The 18,012-nt window shown below is 36.9% G+C and carries 10 protein-coding genes; 6 read left to right on the top strand and 4 right to left on the bottom strand.

Annotated elements, in window-relative coordinates:
- Positions 1-58: 58 nt before the first annotated feature.
- Positions 59-3,106, bottom strand: coding sequence for an FAD-binding and (Fe-S)-binding domain-containing protein (locus H5119_RS18285; protein ID WP_182703240.1), 3,048 nt, complete (start codon positions 3,104-3,106; stop codon positions 59-61).
- Between the two features lie 145 nt (positions 3,107-3,251).
- On the opposite strand from H5119_RS18285, the gene H5119_RS18280 reads away from it, so the two are divergent.
- Positions 3,252-3,461, top strand: coding sequence for a hypothetical protein (locus H5119_RS18280; RefSeq protein ID WP_149606756.1), 210 nt, complete (start codon positions 3,252-3,254; stop codon positions 3,459-3,461).
- A 69-nt stretch (positions 3,462-3,530) separates the two neighbouring features.
- Here H5119_RS18280 and ppsA read toward each other — a convergent pair whose 3' ends face one another.
- Positions 3,531-5,906, bottom strand: coding sequence for a phosphoenolpyruvate synthase (gene ppsA / locus H5119_RS18275; protein WP_182703239.1), 2,376 nt, complete (start codon positions 5,904-5,906; stop codon positions 3,531-3,533).
- A 155-nt stretch (positions 5,907-6,061) separates the two neighbouring features.
- On the opposite strand from ppsA, the gene H5119_RS18270 reads away from it, so the two are divergent.
- On the top strand, positions 6,062-6,871 hold the full coding sequence (locus H5119_RS18270; RefSeq protein WP_077535338.1) for a pyruvate, water dikinase regulatory protein: 810 nt from the start codon (positions 6,062-6,064) through the stop codon (positions 6,869-6,871).
- A 63-nt stretch (positions 6,872-6,934) separates the two neighbouring features.
- Here the strand turns inward: H5119_RS18270 and H5119_RS18265 are convergent, their stop codons facing one another.
- Positions 6,935-8,284: a class II 3-deoxy-7-phosphoheptulonate synthase gene (locus H5119_RS18265; RefSeq protein WP_182703238.1), complete on the bottom strand. Its 1,350-nt coding sequence runs from the start codon at positions 8,282-8,284 to the stop codon at positions 6,935-6,937.
- 864 nt (positions 8,285-9,148) lie between these two features.
- Between H5119_RS18265 and H5119_RS18260 the strand changes: the two genes are divergently transcribed.
- The gene (locus H5119_RS18260; RefSeq protein WP_182703237.1) at positions 9,149-10,024 is read left to right on the top strand and encodes a DNA replication terminus site-binding protein; all 876 of its coding nucleotides are present in this window, start codon (positions 9,149-9,151) and stop codon (positions 10,022-10,024) included.
- A 67-nt stretch (positions 10,025-10,091) separates the two neighbouring features.
- Here the strand turns inward: H5119_RS18260 and H5119_RS18255 are convergent, their stop codons facing one another.
- The gene (locus H5119_RS18255) at positions 10,092-11,306 is read right to left on the bottom strand and encodes a replication protein A (protein ID WP_182703236.1); all 1,215 of its coding nucleotides are present in this window, start codon (positions 11,304-11,306) and stop codon (positions 10,092-10,094) included.
- A 775-nt stretch (positions 11,307-12,081) separates the two neighbouring features.
- On the opposite strand from H5119_RS18255, the gene H5119_RS18250 reads away from it, so the two are divergent.
- From H5119_RS18250 to H5119_RS18240, 3 genes are all read left to right on the top strand, one after another.
- A complete protein-coding gene (locus H5119_RS18250; RefSeq protein ID WP_182703235.1) occupies positions 12,082-13,320 on the top strand; it encodes an AAA family ATPase in 1,239 nt (412 codons plus the stop codon).
- 15 nt (positions 13,321-13,335) lie between these two features.
- On the top strand, positions 13,336-14,298 hold the full coding sequence (locus tag H5119_RS18245) for a transcriptional regulator (protein WP_182703234.1): 963 nt from the start codon (positions 13,336-13,338) through the stop codon (positions 14,296-14,298).
- A gap of 428 nt (positions 14,299-14,726) precedes the next feature.
- A complete protein-coding gene (locus H5119_RS18240; protein ID WP_182703233.1) occupies positions 14,727-17,873 on the top strand; it encodes a DEAD/DEAH box helicase in 3,147 nt (1,048 codons plus the stop codon).
- Positions 17,874-18,012: the final 139 nt, after the last annotated feature.

Here is an 18,012-nt window from a genome sequence, read left to right as displayed (position 1 = left end):
CTCTTATTTAAGTACTCTTATTTAAGTACTCTTATTTAAGTGAGCTTATTTTATAAAGTTATTTAAGAACCTGTGCTAGTAATTCAATTGGGTGTTTTGGTTTAAATTGTTCAAAACGTTTAACTTGGCTACGACAAGAAAATCCCGTAGATAAAAGTTGCTCAGGTTTATTTTTATCTACAATTGGTTTCCAGCTCATTTCGTAAAGCGCACGTGAGTTATCTTGATTTTGTGCTTCGTGGCCATAAGTTCCCGCCATTCCACAACAACCTGTATTTGTTGTTTTTAATGTTAAACCAATATCATTGAAAATTGTTTGCCATACATTTGCTGCTTTTGGCAGCGCAGTTGTTTCAGTACAATGGCTCAGTAATGTAAATTCGATATCTGTATTTTGCTTTGCGCTTAGTGATTTAAACGATTGGGTCTCTAACCATTCATGGGCAAGTTGCACATTAAATTCACCACGGTTATTTTCTAAAATTGTATTATATTCATCGCGGTAACACATAACGAGTGAAGCATCTAAACCGACTAACGGTGCATTAATATCATTTAATTTATTTAAAAACTCGGCTGCATTTTTAGCTGTAACTTTAAATTCATGCAAAAAACCTTTTACGTGTTGCGGTTTACCATTTGGTTTAAAAGGTAATAACATTGGTTTTTTGCCAAGTTGGGTTATTAAAGTAATAAAACTTTCTACTAATTCCGCTTCGTAAAAGCTCGTAAATGGGTCTTGTACTATTAATACATATTCACTTTGTTGCTCTGCATTTAATTTATTTAGTAAATCAAAATCGAATTTTTGTGTTTTAGTAACACGTTTTGAAAGTGCAGGAATACTCAACTGTGGTGTATCAACATAGCCAACCGTTTTTTTAATAACATTACTAACTAATGATGTTTTAACAATTGGATTTATGACTTTAGCGAACTTTGCCATTAATGGCGCGCTATTTTCTATATTGCCAACAAGGTAATCTTTTAGCGGACGTGCATAATAGCTATGATAATAATTTAAAAAGCGCGAACGAAAAGTGGGTACATCTACTTTAATTGGGCATGCAGTTGTACATGCTTTACATGCTAAACATTCATCCATTGACGCTTTTACTTCGTGAGAAAAGTCGTAAATACCTTTTCGTTTTTCGCGGCTATGAACAAAACGTTCCCACCAGGTAATGACTTCACCTTTGTTAAGTTGTTTTTCTACTTCGAGCAAATCTACATTTTTTGACTCTTGTAATCGAAGCCATTCGCGCATTAAACTTGCGCGTCCTTTTGGTGAATTACGGCGATCGCCAGTTACTTTATAAGATGGACACATAGGTGAATTTTCATCGTAATTAAAGCATATGCCATTACCATTACAGGTCATTGCATTGTTAAAACTGGTTTTAACTTCTATTGATATTTGCTTATCGAAGTACGATCTCTTTTGTCCATCAACACTAACTAGTGAGTCTTCACTATCGATAGGAGTACATATTTTACCGGGGTTAATGCGGTTGTTAGGGTCGAAAGCTGTTTTTATTTTACGAAGTTGTGTATATAAATGCTCACCAAAAAATTCAGGACTGTATTCGCTTCGGTAACCTTTACCGTGTTCGCCCCACATTAAACCGCCGTACTTAGCGGTTAGTTTTACGACCTGATCGGAAATAGTTCTAAGTAGTTTTTCTTGCTCTGGGTCACACATATCAAGTGCCGGACGTACGTGTAAAACCCCCGCATCAACATGACCAAACATACCATATTGTAAATTGTGACTGTCGAGTAATGCTCTAAATTCGACAATATAATCTGCTAAATTTTCAGGCGGTACAGCGGTGTCTTCTGCAAAGGCGAGCGGTTTTTGACTGCCTTTCACATTACCTAATAAACCCACTGACTTTTTACGCATTGCGTAAATTTTTAGTATATCGCTTTTATCACTGGTTAACTGATATCCAATAACGCCATTAGTTTGATTTATTACGCATTCGTCGAGAAGCTTACAAAGCGTGTCTACTTTGTCTTTTATATCATCGTTTGATACCGCATTAAACTCGACCATGTTAAGGCCTTGCATATCTTTATTTGGTACGTCGGTTATTAAGTCCGATACTAAATTCCAAATGATATCTTCACGCGCTAAGTTTAAAACTTTGCTATCAACGGTTTCTACCGACGTTGCGCGTGCATCAACTAAAAACGGTGAATGACGAAGTGCGGAGTCAAAACTATCATACTTAATATTAATAAGCGTTTTAAATTCGGCAATAGGCGTTAGGTTTAATTTAGCTTCAGTTACTATACCTAATGAGCCTTCTGAACCTGTTATTAGTCGGCTCATGTCAAACGTTAGTAAGTCATCACTTAGTACATGCTTTAAGTCGTAGCCGGTTAAAAAACGATTTAACCGTGGAAACTTAGCTAAAATAGCAGCGCGTTCATTAATTGAAATATCTAAAACTGTTTTATATAAACTACCAATTAATGAGTCTTGATTAGCTATAATTTGTGCTTTGTCGATGTCTATTGGGGAGGTGCACATAGGTGTGCCATCAACTAAATAAGTTGTAAGCCCTAAAACATGGTCGCTTGTTTTGCCGTAAACTAACGAACCTTGCCCAGAGGCGTCAGTACTTATCATTCCACCAATAGTTGCCCTGTTACTGGTAGATAAATCAGGTGAGAAGAAAAAGCCATAAGGCTTTAAAAAGTCATTAAGTTGATCTTTTATGGCGCCGGTTTGAACGCGTACCCAGCCTTCTTCAACATTTATTTCGAGAATTTCGCGCATATAGCGTGACAAATCTACAACAATACCAGGTGTTAACGATTGACCGTTAGTGCCTGTTCCACCGCCACGAGGACCAAAAGTTAATGATAAAAACGGGTCGCGAGATGCTGTTTGCAATGCGAGCTGAATATCTTTTTCATTTTTTGGAAAAATAACACCTTGCGGTATTTGCTGGTACACACTGTTATCGGTTGATGCGGTAATACGCGTTGCATAACTTGCGTCGGTATCTCCAGTAAAACCTTGATTTGCAATGGTACTTAGGTAGTTTGCGACAAGTTCTGTCGCGGCATCTTGCTGTGTAATTGTTGCTATCATGACGGCGATATTTTAGGGCATTTGACTAATTATATCATGATGATGGCGAATAGAAATTGAAGATTTTACAGTTTGTAACACTCTTTTAGTCGATTTTAATGCAGCTTAAATTATACTCAAGATAAGGAGTAATGAGGTGTGTTATATGAAAAAATTATTATTACAGATCAGTGGCGTGTTATTTATTTTTCTAGGACTATTTTTTGCGGTTGTCCCTGGCCCATCACTTATATTTTTTATGGCCGGTTTATTATGTTTTTCGCCTTATTATCCTAAAGCGCGGCATTATTTATCACTGTGCCAAAAGGCGTTAACTAAATCATGTGCTTATTTAGATAAAAAATTAGCCCGTTAGTTTACTTTAATTGAGTATAAAAAAATGCCAGCAATACATTGCTGGCATTTTTTATAGCTTACATATTTATTACTTTGCTAATTTTTTAGCTAGGTATAACCATGTTTCTATTACTGTGTCTGGGTTTAGTGAAACAGAGTCAATGCCCTGCTCTACTAACCATGCTGCAAAGTCTTCGTGATCTGAAGGACCTTGGCCACAAATACCTACGTACTTTCCTTTTGCTTTAGCTGTTTTAATTGCCATAGAAAGTAGCTTTTTAATTGCAGGGTCACGCTCATCAAATAAATGTGCGATTAACCCAGAATCACGGTCAAGACCAAGTGTTAACTGTGTTAAATCGTTAGAGCCGATAGAAAAACCATCAAACATTTCTAAAAATTCATCAGCAAGTAATGCATTTGAAGGTAGCTCACACATCATAATTACTTTAAGACCATTATCGCCGCGTTTAAGGCCATGTTCTTCTAGTAATTCAATTACGCGTTTGCCTTCTTCAAGAGTACGCACGAATGGGATCATGATTTCTATGTTAGCCATGTCCATGTCGTTTCTTACGCGTTTTATAGCTTCACATTCTAGTGCAAAACAATCGCGGAAGTCTTCAGAGATATAACGTGCGGCACCACGAAAACCAATCATTGGGTTTTCTTCTTCCGGCTCGTATTGCTGGCCACCCACTAGGTTTGCGTATTCGTTTGATTTAAAATCAGACATACGAACAATTACACGCTCTGGTGCAAATGCACAGCCTAGAGTAGAGATACCTTCAACCAGTTTTGTTATGTAAAACTCTACTGGTGATTCGTAACCGGCAATCATGTCGGTGATTTCTGCTTTTAATGCATCTGTTTGTACATCAAAATTTAACAATGCTTTTGGATGAACGCCAATCATGCGGTTGATAATAAATTCAACTCGCGCAAGGCCAACACCTGCATGCGGTAAGCGTGCAAAGTCAAATGCACGATCGGGGTTACCCACGTTCATCATTACTTTCATTGGTAGTTCTGGCATTTTATCAACGCGTGACGTTAGTATTTCAAAATCTAAAATACCTTCGTAAATGAAGCCGGTATCGCCTTCGGCGCACGATACTGTTACTTTTTGTCCCGCTTTAATTAAATCAGTTGCATTACCACAACCAACAACTGCCGGAATACCAAGTTCGCGTGCAATTATTGCCGCGTGACACGTACGGCCACCACGATTTGTAACAATCGCTGCTGCACGTTTCATGATTGGTTCCCAATCAGGGTCGGTCATATCGGTAACTAAAATATCGCCTACTTGTACCTGGTCCATTTCTTTGATTGAATCAAGAACACGTACAACACCGCTACCAATTTTGTGACCAATTGCACGGCCTTCAACAAGTACATTACTTGTGCCATTTAATTGAAAACGTTCCATTACGTTTGAGTCTTCGTTTGAGCGGACAGTTTCTGGACGTGCTTGAACTATATATAGTTTGCCGTCGTTTCCGTCTTTTGCCCATTCGATGTCCATAGGACGACCGTAATGTTTTTCAATGATTACAGCTTGTTTGGCAAGTTCTTGCACTTCTTCATCTGTAATCGAAAATTTATTAGAAAGCTCAGGGTCAACATCAACGATGTCTACTTGCTTACCATGTGCTTTATCTTCTGAGTAAATCATTTGTATGGCTTTAGAGCCAATATTACGACGTACTACTGAAGGTTTGTTTTTAAGGAGTGTTGGTTTATGAACATAAAATTCATCAGGGTTAACTGCGCCCTGTACAACCATTTCGCCTAAGCCATAGCTTGATGTAATGAATACAACATCTTCAAAACCAGATTCAGTATCGATGCTAAACATGACGCCAGATGCTGACTTATCAGAACGTACCATGCGTTGAACACCAGCAGACAATGCTACACCACGGTGATCGTAACCTTGGTGAACACGGTATGAGATTGCGCGGTCGTTAAATAATGAAGCAAATACGTGTTTAATAGCGACCATAACTGAATCGATACCGACAACGTTAAGGAAAGTTTCTTGCTGGCCTGCGAATGATGCATCTGGCATATCTTCAGCAGTAGCTGATGAACGTACTGCAAATGAAACATCTGCTGCTGTATCGCCGTGGAGTTGGCTATATGCGTCGCGAATGGCTTGATCTAGATTTGGTTGAAATGGTGTGTCGATTATCCATTGGCGGATATCGGCACCGACTTTAGCGAGTGTATTTACATCATCAACATCGAGAGTATCTAAAATGTCGTGAATTTTAGCGGTGAGTCCTGATTGATCTAAAAACTCATTAAAAGCATCGGCGGTAGTTGCAAAACCACCCGGTACTTGTACACCAGCGTTTGCTAGGTTTGAAATCATTTCGCCAAGTGACGCGTTTTTACCGCCAACTCGAGGAACATCTTGCATACCAAGCTCTTGATACCAGAGAACGTATTCTTGCACGGATCTTTCTCCAAAAAAACAAATTGTAGGTCTAACTGTGAGAGTTAAGAAAGAAAACCTTTTATAAAGGCCACGCACATTCTACACTGGCAATAGTCCTCACGTAAACCGTGAGAAACCCATTTTAGGGATTAAACGTAATAAAAAGGTTAATTATGAGAACTGCTTTTTATATATCAGATGGAACAGCGATTACTTCTGAGGTTTTTGGGCATGCAACTTTATCGTTGTTTCCTATCGATTTTAATCATAAAACCATTCCTTTTGTAGAAACTGAAGAAAAAGCGCACGAGATTAAAGCGTTAATTAACGCCACAGCTGCGAAGACAGGCGAGAAACCGTTTGTTTTTTTCACTTTTGTTAATCATAGTTTGAGTGAAATTATTAAATCAGCTAATGCGGTTACCTATGATTTTTTAACTACATACAGTGAAAAAATAGAAAAAGAGCTCAATGTAGCCCCAGTGCCAAAAATGCATCGAACACACTCTATCCACGAAAAAAGTTATGACTTTAGAATTGATGCTGTTAACTATGCTCTTATGAATGATGATGGCGGAAATATTAAAAACTTTTCTGAAGCCGATATCATTTTAATTGGCGTTAGTCGCAGTGGTAAAACACCAACAAGCTTATATTTAGCACTGCAGTACGGCATTAAAGCGGCTAACTACCCTATTACAGAAGAAGATTTGGATAACGAAGGTTTGCCAAAGTGTTTAGTCCCTTATAAACATAAGTTATTCGGACTTACGATTGACCCTGAGAGACTTGCGGCAATTAGACACAGACGTATGGCTAATTCTAAATATGCGTCTATTAAACAGTGCCGTATTGAGGTGCGCGAAGTGGAAATGTTGTATAAGCGTCACAAAATAGCTTACTTTAATTCTACGCATCATTCTGTTGAAGAAATTTCTGCAAAAATATTGATAGAAACAGACTTAGAGCGACGTAAGTACTAACTTATTCATTTAAATTAAAAGCTAAAAAACCGCAATTAAGCGGTTTTTTAGTTTCAATAAATATTATTTACGTGCGTCTTTTAGTAAATCAGCTACTAAAAAGCCTAACTCTAATACTTGGTCGGCGTTAAGGCGTGGATCACACTGCGTTTTGTAACGCTGTGCTAGGTCATCGTCAGATAAACCGTAAGCACCGCCTGTACACTCTGTAACGTGCTGACCTGTCATTTCTAGGTGAACACCACCTGCGTATGAACCTTCAGCTTTGTGTACAGCGAAGAACTGACTGATCTCGCGCATAATATTGTCGAAGTTACGTGTTTTGTAACCTGATGTCGCTTTTTCAGTGTTACCGTGCATTGGATCTGAGCTCCAAATTACTTTACGGCCCTCTTGTTGAACTCTTCTTACTAGCGCTGGAAGTCTTTCAGGAAGTATATCTGCACCCATACGCGTAATTAGCGTTAAACGACCAGGAATGTTATCTGGGTTTAATGCATCAATTAAACGAATTAGGTCATCTGGGTCCATACCAGGGCCAACTTTAACACCAATTGGGTTTTTAATGCCTTTGAAAAACTCAATATGTGCATGGTCTAGTTGACGAGTACGTTCACCAATCCAAACAAAGTGAGCAGAGCAATCGTACCAATCACCCGATAAGTGGTCGCGACGAGTAAGCGCCTCTTCGTAACCAAGTAATAACGCTTCGTGAGAAGTGTATAAATCGGTTTCTTTTAAGCTTGGCGCAATTGTAGAGTTAATTCCGCACACTTCCATAAACTCTAGTGCGTCTTGAATTTTATCTGCAAGTTGTTGGTATTTTTCTTTAAGCGGATTTGCAGCAACAAAGCCCATGTTCCAACGGTTTACCTGGTGAAGATCGGCAAGGCCACCTTGAGCAAAAGCACGTAATAAGTTTAACGTAGCGGCACTATGATGGTATGCAGTCATTAAGCGTTGTGGATCGGGTATACGTGCTTCTTCTGTAAACTCGATATTATTAATAATGTCGCCACGGTAAGATGGTAAAGACACGCCATTAATTGTTTCTAAGTCTGCTGAACGAGGTTTAGCGTATTGACCAGCCATGCGCGCTATTTTAACTACAGGGCATTTACCGCCGTAAGTTAATACAACAGCCATCTGTAAGATTGTTTTGAATGTATCGCGAATGTTAGCGGCATTAAAATCGCTAAATGATTCTGCACAGTCACCACCTTGAAGTAAAAAAGCACGACCTTCGCACACATCTTCAAGTTGTTTGAATAGGCTTCTTGTTTCTTCAGCAAAAACTAAAGGCGGAGCCGTTTTTAATTGGCTTTCTACTGATTCTAGTATTTCTTGATCTGGGTACTGAGGTTGCTGCAGTATTGGCAGCTCTCTCCAGCTATTTGGGTTCCACGGTTGCATGTTCTTTTCCTCATTCCTACATTACCTGATACAAAGAAATTAACGTATGCACTACCCTTTGTTCAAGGACTAAATTCACTATTTACCAATTATTTAGTTATGAGATAAGTATAATAGTAATCTTACTTAACCTAGCTGGTTATATAACATACACTTTAGTTTTATTTAGAAGAAACTAAAGTGTTAAAATACATGTATTTAGAGCTAACTATTTACAATTTTAATGCATTGAGAATAAATAGCGCATAAGGGGATGTTATACGTAATTTAGATGGGAACACATCATACTTGAATAGTGTGTTCTGTAATCTTAACTTTACACTGATAATTAGTTAATAGATATCAAGTGCTATGTGCAGACCTTAATGTATGGTATTAGCGTTTGTGGTAATCATTTATCTGCGCTTTAAAATCTAGACGCATAGTCTTGTATAGCACTCGTATGCAGGACTATATTCACAAGTGCCACAACTTAAAGGCGTGGTAGGCCATTAAGTTTTCTCTTCAAAGTGATAGTGCTAATTTACAATTCATCATGATTAAAGCCCCTACTGCTAGAAGTATCTTTAAAAGGGAACTGATATCAAAAAGCATTTGTAGTCATTGTAACCTTTAGCCTGATCACCTACTACGTAGATAATCTAGTACTTGGCGTATTAGCCTTTTTATATACGACAAAGTCATATGAATTAGTAAGAAGTTTCAATCTTTCTTCGTTTATATATTCTCGCTTTAAAGAACACATCATACTTAAATTGGTTATTAAATAAGTATAAGCCCCGAGTACTATTAATTATTTACTTAGACAAAGCAAAGGGCATGTAATAACATTAGAATAGTAAGATGTGTTCTTTGAGGTGTGTAATGGTAACTAAGGTACAAATTAGAAGTCAGTTTGATTTAATGAACGAATTAACTTTGAGGTTGATTGAAGAACTAAAAGAGTGTGAATTCTCCAAAGCGGAATATTATCAATTACCAGATGTAAGTAGTTTCGATGAGAGTAAAGTTCCAGAATCTATACTTGTTTCTAAAATCACTGGAGTACCTGCTCAAAAAGCAATCCTAAACTCTTTTTCAGACATGTATAAAAAATCAGGATTAAGCAGTCGTGTTTTAAAAAGGCACCCTGGTTTGCTCGTTATTAAAAATGCAGATAAACAAGCTTTAAATAATCGTATAGCTCAAGTAAATAAAGCTAAAGCTACGTTTAAAGAATGTATTTTAGCTATTGATAGCAACGATGCTCGATTTGAAGCAGTTCACAATGCTATACCAAATTTGATAACGCTTGCTGCATATCGTAAAATTCATAGTGAAAGCGAATCGCCATTTTCGGTTAGGTTTACTTGGATGCACAAACACGCAACTAAAACGCTGACTAAAAAAATGGCTCTCGAAATGCTCGAAAAATCGGCCAGTTATCGAAATCCAAGAATGATAGATCAACAAAAATGGCAATCACTTGTAGCTCAAGAACAATTACGGGTTGCTAGTTTAGGCGAAAAGGAAAAACTTAGAATTCGCCGCCCTACTCGAGTGAGTCCACAGGTTAATGTGAGATATACGGCGCAAAATCGCTATCATGTGAGTGCTGCATTACCCTTTATTCTGATTAATCCAGAACCAGACGTAAAATTAGGTATATTACCTGATTATCAAAAACCCGAAACTCACCCTCGCAAGCGCGAGTATGATTTTTTAGTTGATAGGTTATATTTAGAACAGGTTGAGCGGTAGTCATTATGTTAAAAAGGCCACATAGTGTGGCCTTTTTAGTTATGTACAGTATTTAAAATTACGGTTATTATTTTTCTACTATTTCTTCAATTTTATCTTCATCAATTAGCACGGCATTTTCAACAATGCGTTTACCGCCTTGGATTTCAATACGTTTATTGTGTTTGTTCAATGTAAGTATTTCATCGCAAAACTGATCAGATGGATGCATTTCATAGGTGTAATCAATAATATTGCTTGTTTTATCATCTTTTACATTCGTTATACTGTATTCTGATATTGCACCTTTTTCTATCAAATCTTTCATTGTCGTTGTCATATCACGGCGTAATGCCTTTAGCTTATTTTCCGTAATATTATCAGTAGAATAAATAGAGCCGTACTTTTCCATAATAGAAAGTAATCTGAAATGATATGTTTTGCCTGGTGCCGCATAACGCCAAAGATGATATAAACGCAGCATCATCCAGCGCGATAATCCACGTTTAAGTTCTTGTGCGCTGTTAAAGTAATATCCTTTGTATTCAAGGTTATCAATCATGTTGTGAACAAACGCATTTAAACAGGCTACACACTTAACATTGCCGCCTTGACCTTTTTTACCACTAAAATGCAGTGACGATAAAAAGTTCATATTTGATTCGTAAAAGGAATCATCAATGTCAGAGTTTTTTGTGTCCGTTGCAGAATATTTAAACGAAAGTTTAGAACCTTGAAGCGCCTCAAGAGATTCTTTAATTGCTGGGTACGGCATTGACTGCCCAACGGCTTTAAGTTCTTGCGCTAACTCGTTCATAGAAAAAACCACAGCATATTGAATACCGGACTTAAAATTAATTTTTACTATTTTACCTTTTGACGCTAAACGGATTAGTGCGCGTTCTACTTTTTCTTCTCTGTCTGATGGCCAAACTAAATATTCAACGTCTTCACCATCTTTGCGCGTACTTACTACGGCAGGTGTAATTTTAATTTCACCATCGTATAAAATACCATCTACCTTTTCTGATATTTTACGGGTAATGATTGTTTTTTTCGGTGCTTCTTCAAGCGGCAATTTTTTATGGCCAGATCGAACAAAGCGTCCCCATAAATCATAGTGATTAAACGTATTTGAATAAGCACGTAATCCATGAGCAGCATTTTCAATAGAAACGCGAACATCTTTATTATCAGTAAATAGTGCTAAACTTTCGTTATCTATTGCACTTTCCACCCCGTGAATTTGGCCTCTTAATGTATCAGGCAAGTTATCTACCGAGATGTTGACCTTTCGGCTCATTTTTCTTATTTCCATTTTTTATTGCGACAGCTAATAACAACACATAAACAAAGAAAAGTTAAATGTTTAAGTTAGTATAAAAGTGATCCAACTTCAAATAATCTATTCAGATCACTTTTATACTAAGTAGTGTTGATTTTTGATATTTTAAGATCAATATTATACTAACAACCGAACTATAAACCGACTTTTTACTAACTCAGCTGTTATTTTGTCCATTGTAATAGTTATTTTATCAAATTAAGCACGACAAATACCGTTTAAAAATTGTTGCCCTGTGGATAAAGGCATATTGAGTTAGCATAGATCTGATCTGTACTTACTATAGATCAGATCTATACTAATTAAAGCTACCGTTTACAGCACTGGCACGTGTATAACTTTATAATTTACTTAGTAAAAAACTGATCTAATGGTATGTTTTTGTTTATAAGTTAAGGGGTAAGCTGTGCATAACTCACTTTCAAAATTACTGCTTAGTAAAAAGGTGATCTGAGTGTTAATAAAGATCTGATCTTAACCAAGTATAAAGGTGATCTGCTTTTAAAGTTATTATTTATATTTATCATTAACTTACATAGTAATTTAAGGTGCTTAACCTTTATTACCTTATATATTTAACCACCTTTAAACTTCTTTATTTATACTAAGCAATATTAATGGTGTAAAAATATTATTAGATGTCTTCTTTTTAAAATGCATGTCGTCATAAATAGTTGTTTACAGCTAATTGAATGGACATTATACTAACTGCCTAACTTTGAGGAAGGAAAGTATGTCTATCAACAATAACGCGCTAAATACCTATCGGCTTTTAAAAGCAACTGCTGAGGTTGCAGAAAAGTCACTAGAAGGACGTATTCAACATTACCGCGCTCATCTTAAATCAGAAGAGAAAGAATTAAGAACATACACCCAAAAAGCAGCTGCAGACTTACTAGGTTGTAATAATCGCACCTTAAAAAGACGTCATGATAACGGTGATTTTGACGATTTAAACATAAAACGCGGTGCAAATGGCCATTATGCTTACACGCTTGTAAATATTTTTTCCATGGCTGATATCATGGATATCAAGCCAGATCACCGTACAAATAATGATAAACTCCAAGTTATTGTCATAAATTCACTCAAAGGCGGTTGTGGTAAAACAACCAGTATGGTTAATATTGCTGCAGCGCTTGCTACAACAAATATTAAGCGTTATCGCATTGGTATTATTGATTTAGATCCACAAGGATCGTCATCAAGTTTCTTCCCATCAAGTGAACACGACCCAATTACGGTTGGCGATTTAATGCGTGATTGCATTGACTTAGAGGAAGGTGAAACATGGCCAGAATTTGTATCAAATTCATTTTTACCTACTCATATTCCTAATATTCGTGTTTTACCTTCTGGTATGGATGACTTTTATTTTGAACACGAAACTGCCACTATACTCAAAGATTCCTCAAATTATGAACAAACTCGCCATTATCATAAGTTACTCGAAAAAGTAATTGAACCGGTAAAAGACGAGTTTGACATTTTACTTATTGACACAGCTCCAACACTTAACTTTATGTTTTATAATGCATTAATGGCATCTACCGCAATGCTTATTCCAGTCCATCCAGAAGCTGTGGATTTTGATGCTAATAACAAATATTTAAAACGTTTAGGTGAAATTTATCATACCGTTGCTGCGCTTGGTCATGAAGGCTGGGACTTTATGCAGTTTTTAGTAACCAACTACGTTAAAGGTAATCATTCACAGCGCGATATTGTCAAAGATGTGCGTAGTGCATTTGGTCGCCAAGTAATGAGTTATCCTATCAACCATAGTTCAGCAATTACAGCAAGCTCTTCATCTTTTAACACTATTTTTGATCAAAAAGCATCTGATAGCTTAGCGAGTCGTGAGTCACTTATGCGTGCCCAAGAAAACATAAAAGATGTTGTTGATGAGCTTGAAATGCTGATTCGCTCCAATTGGCAATCTACACAATCAAAATTAAATACCCCTAAGTAAGGATGTTAAATAAAAATGGCTAAAAAACGTAAAAATGACACCCGCTTAGATCCTTTTGCAACAGCTGTAGGTACTAGCAGCCTCGATGCACTCCTTGAACAAGCCAGTGCTGGTGATGTGATAAGAATGCCTGCACCTAGCGATCCTACTCGGCAGATAACACTTATTTGTAAAGTGATCCCGCATGCAGATATTGAGTCTACAACAGGTGTATATGGTAAAAATCGTCGTGTACAAGCGCTTCTAAATGAAAAGTCAGTGTCGGATATTCTTCCTGCAATCTCTGACGATGGCCGTAATCAGCATCCTGCTCTACTTTGGGATCAAGGTGATACAAGCTTAGTTTTAGCAGGCTCTCGACGTCGCATGGCTTGTATTTTAGGGAATGCTGATTACTTAGTACTGAGCTCAAGTGATTTTACAGAGCAAGATGCTAAAATTTTAGCTGTGTCATCAGATCAATATATTGCGCCAAGTTTATGGGAACTAGGACAAGCTTATCAACAAACCAAAAATGAATTGATTGAGCAAGGTAAAAAAGGATCTTATCGTGAAATTGCAGCGATAGAAGGTGTATCTCATACAGCTATAGCTGATGCGATTAAAGCTTATGAGCAAATTCCAGCAAATGTTATAGCACTTTACCCAACAGCTAATCACGTAGGTAGAGAAGTTGCTAAAAAGCTTGTTAATGCAAAGGAGCGCGATTGTGAGACCTTTAATCAGTTAGTGGTTGATCTAGCAAGCAATAACGAAATTAATGCGATTACAAGCGATGACAAGCGCGCTATGGAAATAACTAAATGCTTAACTGCTGAGCCGCATATGGTTGTTAAACGTGAAGCTGTACTTGAAAATGACTTTGTTTCATTGCAACGAAACCTTAAAAGTGGCGACGTCTCTATAAAAATAAATAACAAAGTGATGACTGACAAACGATTAGATCAACTTACTAAGTTATTAAGTGCTTTTAATTAGTTACTTAGTAAAATAGCGATCTGTTGGGTTTATGTAGTTAGTAAAATATTGATCTGCTATATCATTAAGTTAGTAAAAATCTGATCTATATACGTTATTAATGCGTTTATTTAGCCTATTTTATAGCGTAGATCATTTTTTTACTAACTGGCTTTCTCTTTTTTAGCTCTTCGCCACATGTTTTAAAAAATGTTAGTAAAATTCTGATCTATAAAGCCCTCTAACTATTATATAAGTTGTTTTTATTTTTTGAATTGGCTGCATTTTACAATTTATTCAACAAAATCCATTCTAAATTTAGTTATAAACCGATTTTTTACCAACCAATCAACACCTACTAGTTTATATAGCGTTAATATTGCTTTAGCTCAAAGCACATAAGGCATATACTGGCAGAATTATTTTTAAAAACTAATCCTTAGAGTGACATGTCTGCTAACTTATCAAAAAATGATTTACTGGCTATTTTTGAAGAAATTAAAAATGAGCAGGCTACCCAGTTTCCTCTTTCCGAACGCTTTATAAATAAACTGTTTAGGCCTAACGTGCTTGCTAAAGGGAAAGAGTACTACAAAAATGGAAAAATCACTTGGTTAGAGCATACTTCTGACTTTTCTGTTGTTGATTCAACGGTTCTTGGGGATAACGGTACGCCGTTTAATCAACGTATTGAGATCAGTAAATTACCAACTGGTTACTCCGTTGACACACATTGCACGTGTAATATAAAAACGAAATGCCGACACCTTGCAGCAATTTTATTAAAACTTAAGATAGAGCACTCTGGTGAATACGGTGAGGATTATTTTATTAATGATTGGTTTAGCGAGTTAAGTGCACTTAAAAGTGCAGAGCAAGCAATGCCATCTCAGGTTTTACTATTTGTCTTAGATATCGAAAATAATAAAGTATTTCTATCGCCTAAAATAGCCAATTACGATAAAGACCAAAATTACACATTAGGCCGTAACCTTACTGATCAACAACTCAATAGTTTTATAACCCCTAATGATTTACTCGAAAGTGACTTTAGGCTTTACAGTTGGATACGTTCGCAAAATGCTGTCGGAAGTATTGAGCTTAAAGGCCAATGGGGTTTTAATGCGCTGCAGCAGTTAATTGCAACTGAGCGCCTATTTTTACAACGCTCTCGTGTTGCTATTAAACCACAAAGCGGTCAAGCACTTAGTTTTAAGTGGCAACAAGAAAAAGACTTAACTCAGCTGGGTATTAATTTAGAGCAAAGTAAAAGCTGGGCACTGCTCAAAACAACCCCACCTACTTATATCGATTTAGATCATTTAAAAATTGGTCGTATACGTACACCTTTAAGCGCTGACGAAATTTCGCATTTACAAACAATGCCAGCATTACATAGTGCGAACTTTGATCGAATATATAAACAGTTAGCTGATAACTTTGGTGCAGGCGTTATACCACATCCAACAAATTCGCAAACAGCGCTCCCTAAAGCTGCAAGTAATGCAGTGTTAAAAGTGACTATGGGAGAGCGAGGTTTAACGCTTTCATTGTTATTTAAGTATAAAAATAAAAACTATTTAGCTGGTGAAGCGCACGCGAGCATAATAAATAATGCATTTGAGAATACTGTTACAAATGAACTTGTAAATTTAGGTTTTGAGTTTTGTAAAGGGGGTTTACAAAGTGAATTTGTTTTCACTAAACAATCCCCTATTCACTTGCATTGGCTTACTTATGAAGTACTTCCAAGCTTTAAAGAGCGGGGTTGGAAAGTAACAATTAGCAAAATGACAGTGGCTAATCCACAAAGCGAAGTAACACTTTATGCTAATCGAGCCGTAGGCCATCAAATGCATTGTAAAGTGATACTTGGTGATGCTAAAGCCGCGTTACTTTTCACTAACGAAGATCTCGTTTATCAATCACTGAATCGTCAAAGTGAATTATTTCATTACTATCCTGTAGGTCGTCAGTTTGGCGTTATAAATAAATCAGCGATAAATTTACTGTGTGAATTTAAGCAGCGTTTCGAGTTTGTAAAAACTCGAGATGAATTTAATATACCGCTTTCGTACCTCCCTGAGCTTGTAAAACACACAGCCATAAATGTTGAGCTACATGACGATTCTTTAGAGCTTTATTTACAAGAGTTAAATAATACCGATCATACGATGGCGAAGGTGTCGCTTCATGGCTTAAATGATTCAGTAGAACTTAGAGAGTACCAACAACAAGGTGTCGATTGGTTAAGTTTTTTAAAACGTCACAAATTAGGTGGCATTTTAGCCGACGACATGGGGCTTGGTAAAACACTGCAAGTTATCGCATTTTTAACAAGCACCTATAACCGTCCGCAAGCCGGGCCTACTTTAATAGTATGCCCTACAAGCCTTGTTAGTAACTGGCAAAACGAAATAACAAAGTTTGCGAAAGGATTAAAGGTAACAACTATTTTTGGCTCTCACCGAAACGAGCCATTACAGCATCTTGCCCAGTCTCAATGCATATTAACAACATATCCACTGTTGAAGCGTGACATAGCTTATTATTCGCCGCTGTATTTCGAAAATATAATTCTCGATGAAGCGCAATATATTAAAAATGACACAGCGCAAGTCTCACGCTTGGTTAAACGTTTAAATGCCGAGTTTAAATTATGTTTAAGTGGTACGCCAATCGAAAACAACTTGCTTGAGCTTAAATCGTTACTCGACTTTGCTATGCCATCATTACTTGGTTCCCAAGCTCATTTTAAACAGCATTTTCAAACGCCTATTGAACGCGAAGCAGACATACAAAGAGCTGAGCAATTAAAAGCGCTGATCATGCCCTTTATAATGCGCCGAACTAAAGCACAAGTGGCGCAAGAACTTCCTGAAAAAACAGAGTTAACTAAAGAGTTTGAGTTTGAGCCTAAGCAAAAAGAAATGTACCAGGGAATTACGCAGGCTCTTGAAGAAAAGTTAATCGACTTATTTGCAGAGCAAGGCGTACAAAAAAGCAAACTCGCTTTTTTAGAAGCATTATTGAAACTCAGACAAATTTGTTGTCACCCTAAATTAATAGAGCCCGATACGCAGGCTGGCTCAGCAAAACTAGAATGGTTAGCGACCCATTTACCATTAATGCTAAGTCTTGGCCGTAAAGTTATTATATTTAGTCAATTCACCTCTGCACTCGACTTAATAGCTAAGCGCCTAGAAGAAATAAACATAGACTTTAGCTTACTTACAGGCCAAACACGCCATCGCGATAAAGTAATTGATGAGTTTACCAGTGGTAAAACATCGGTGTTTTTAATTAGTTTAAAAGCCGGCGGCACCGGCCTTAATTTAACGCAGGCCGATACAGTTATACATTTTGATCCATGGTGGAACCCTGCGGTAGAGAAACAAGCAACTGATCGTGCTTATCGAATTGGGCAAACTAACCCTGTTTTTGTATATAAGCTCATAATGAGTAACTCAATTGAACAGAAAGTATTTAAAATGCAAGAAGATAAGCAAGCGCTTGTTGACGCATTATTTACTGATAAGTCAATGAGTTTCACTCAGTTTGACGAACAACAGATGTTGTCTCTGATTAAAAATTAAATTAATTTCAGAATATTCGAATTTTTTTGAACTTAATTAAAAATAGGGCGTCTACTATTATACTTGTTGATTAATTGCAGTTAATACAAGTATTCATGTTGATTACCCTATTTAGTTACTAATTTTAGTAATGATTAAG

Source organism: Pseudoalteromonas sp. SG45-5 (assembly GCF_014164085.1).
Lineage (GTDB): Bacteria > Pseudomonadota > Gammaproteobacteria > Enterobacterales > Alteromonadaceae > Pseudoalteromonas > Pseudoalteromonas aliena.
This window is presented reverse-complemented; position numbering and strand designations above follow the sequence as displayed.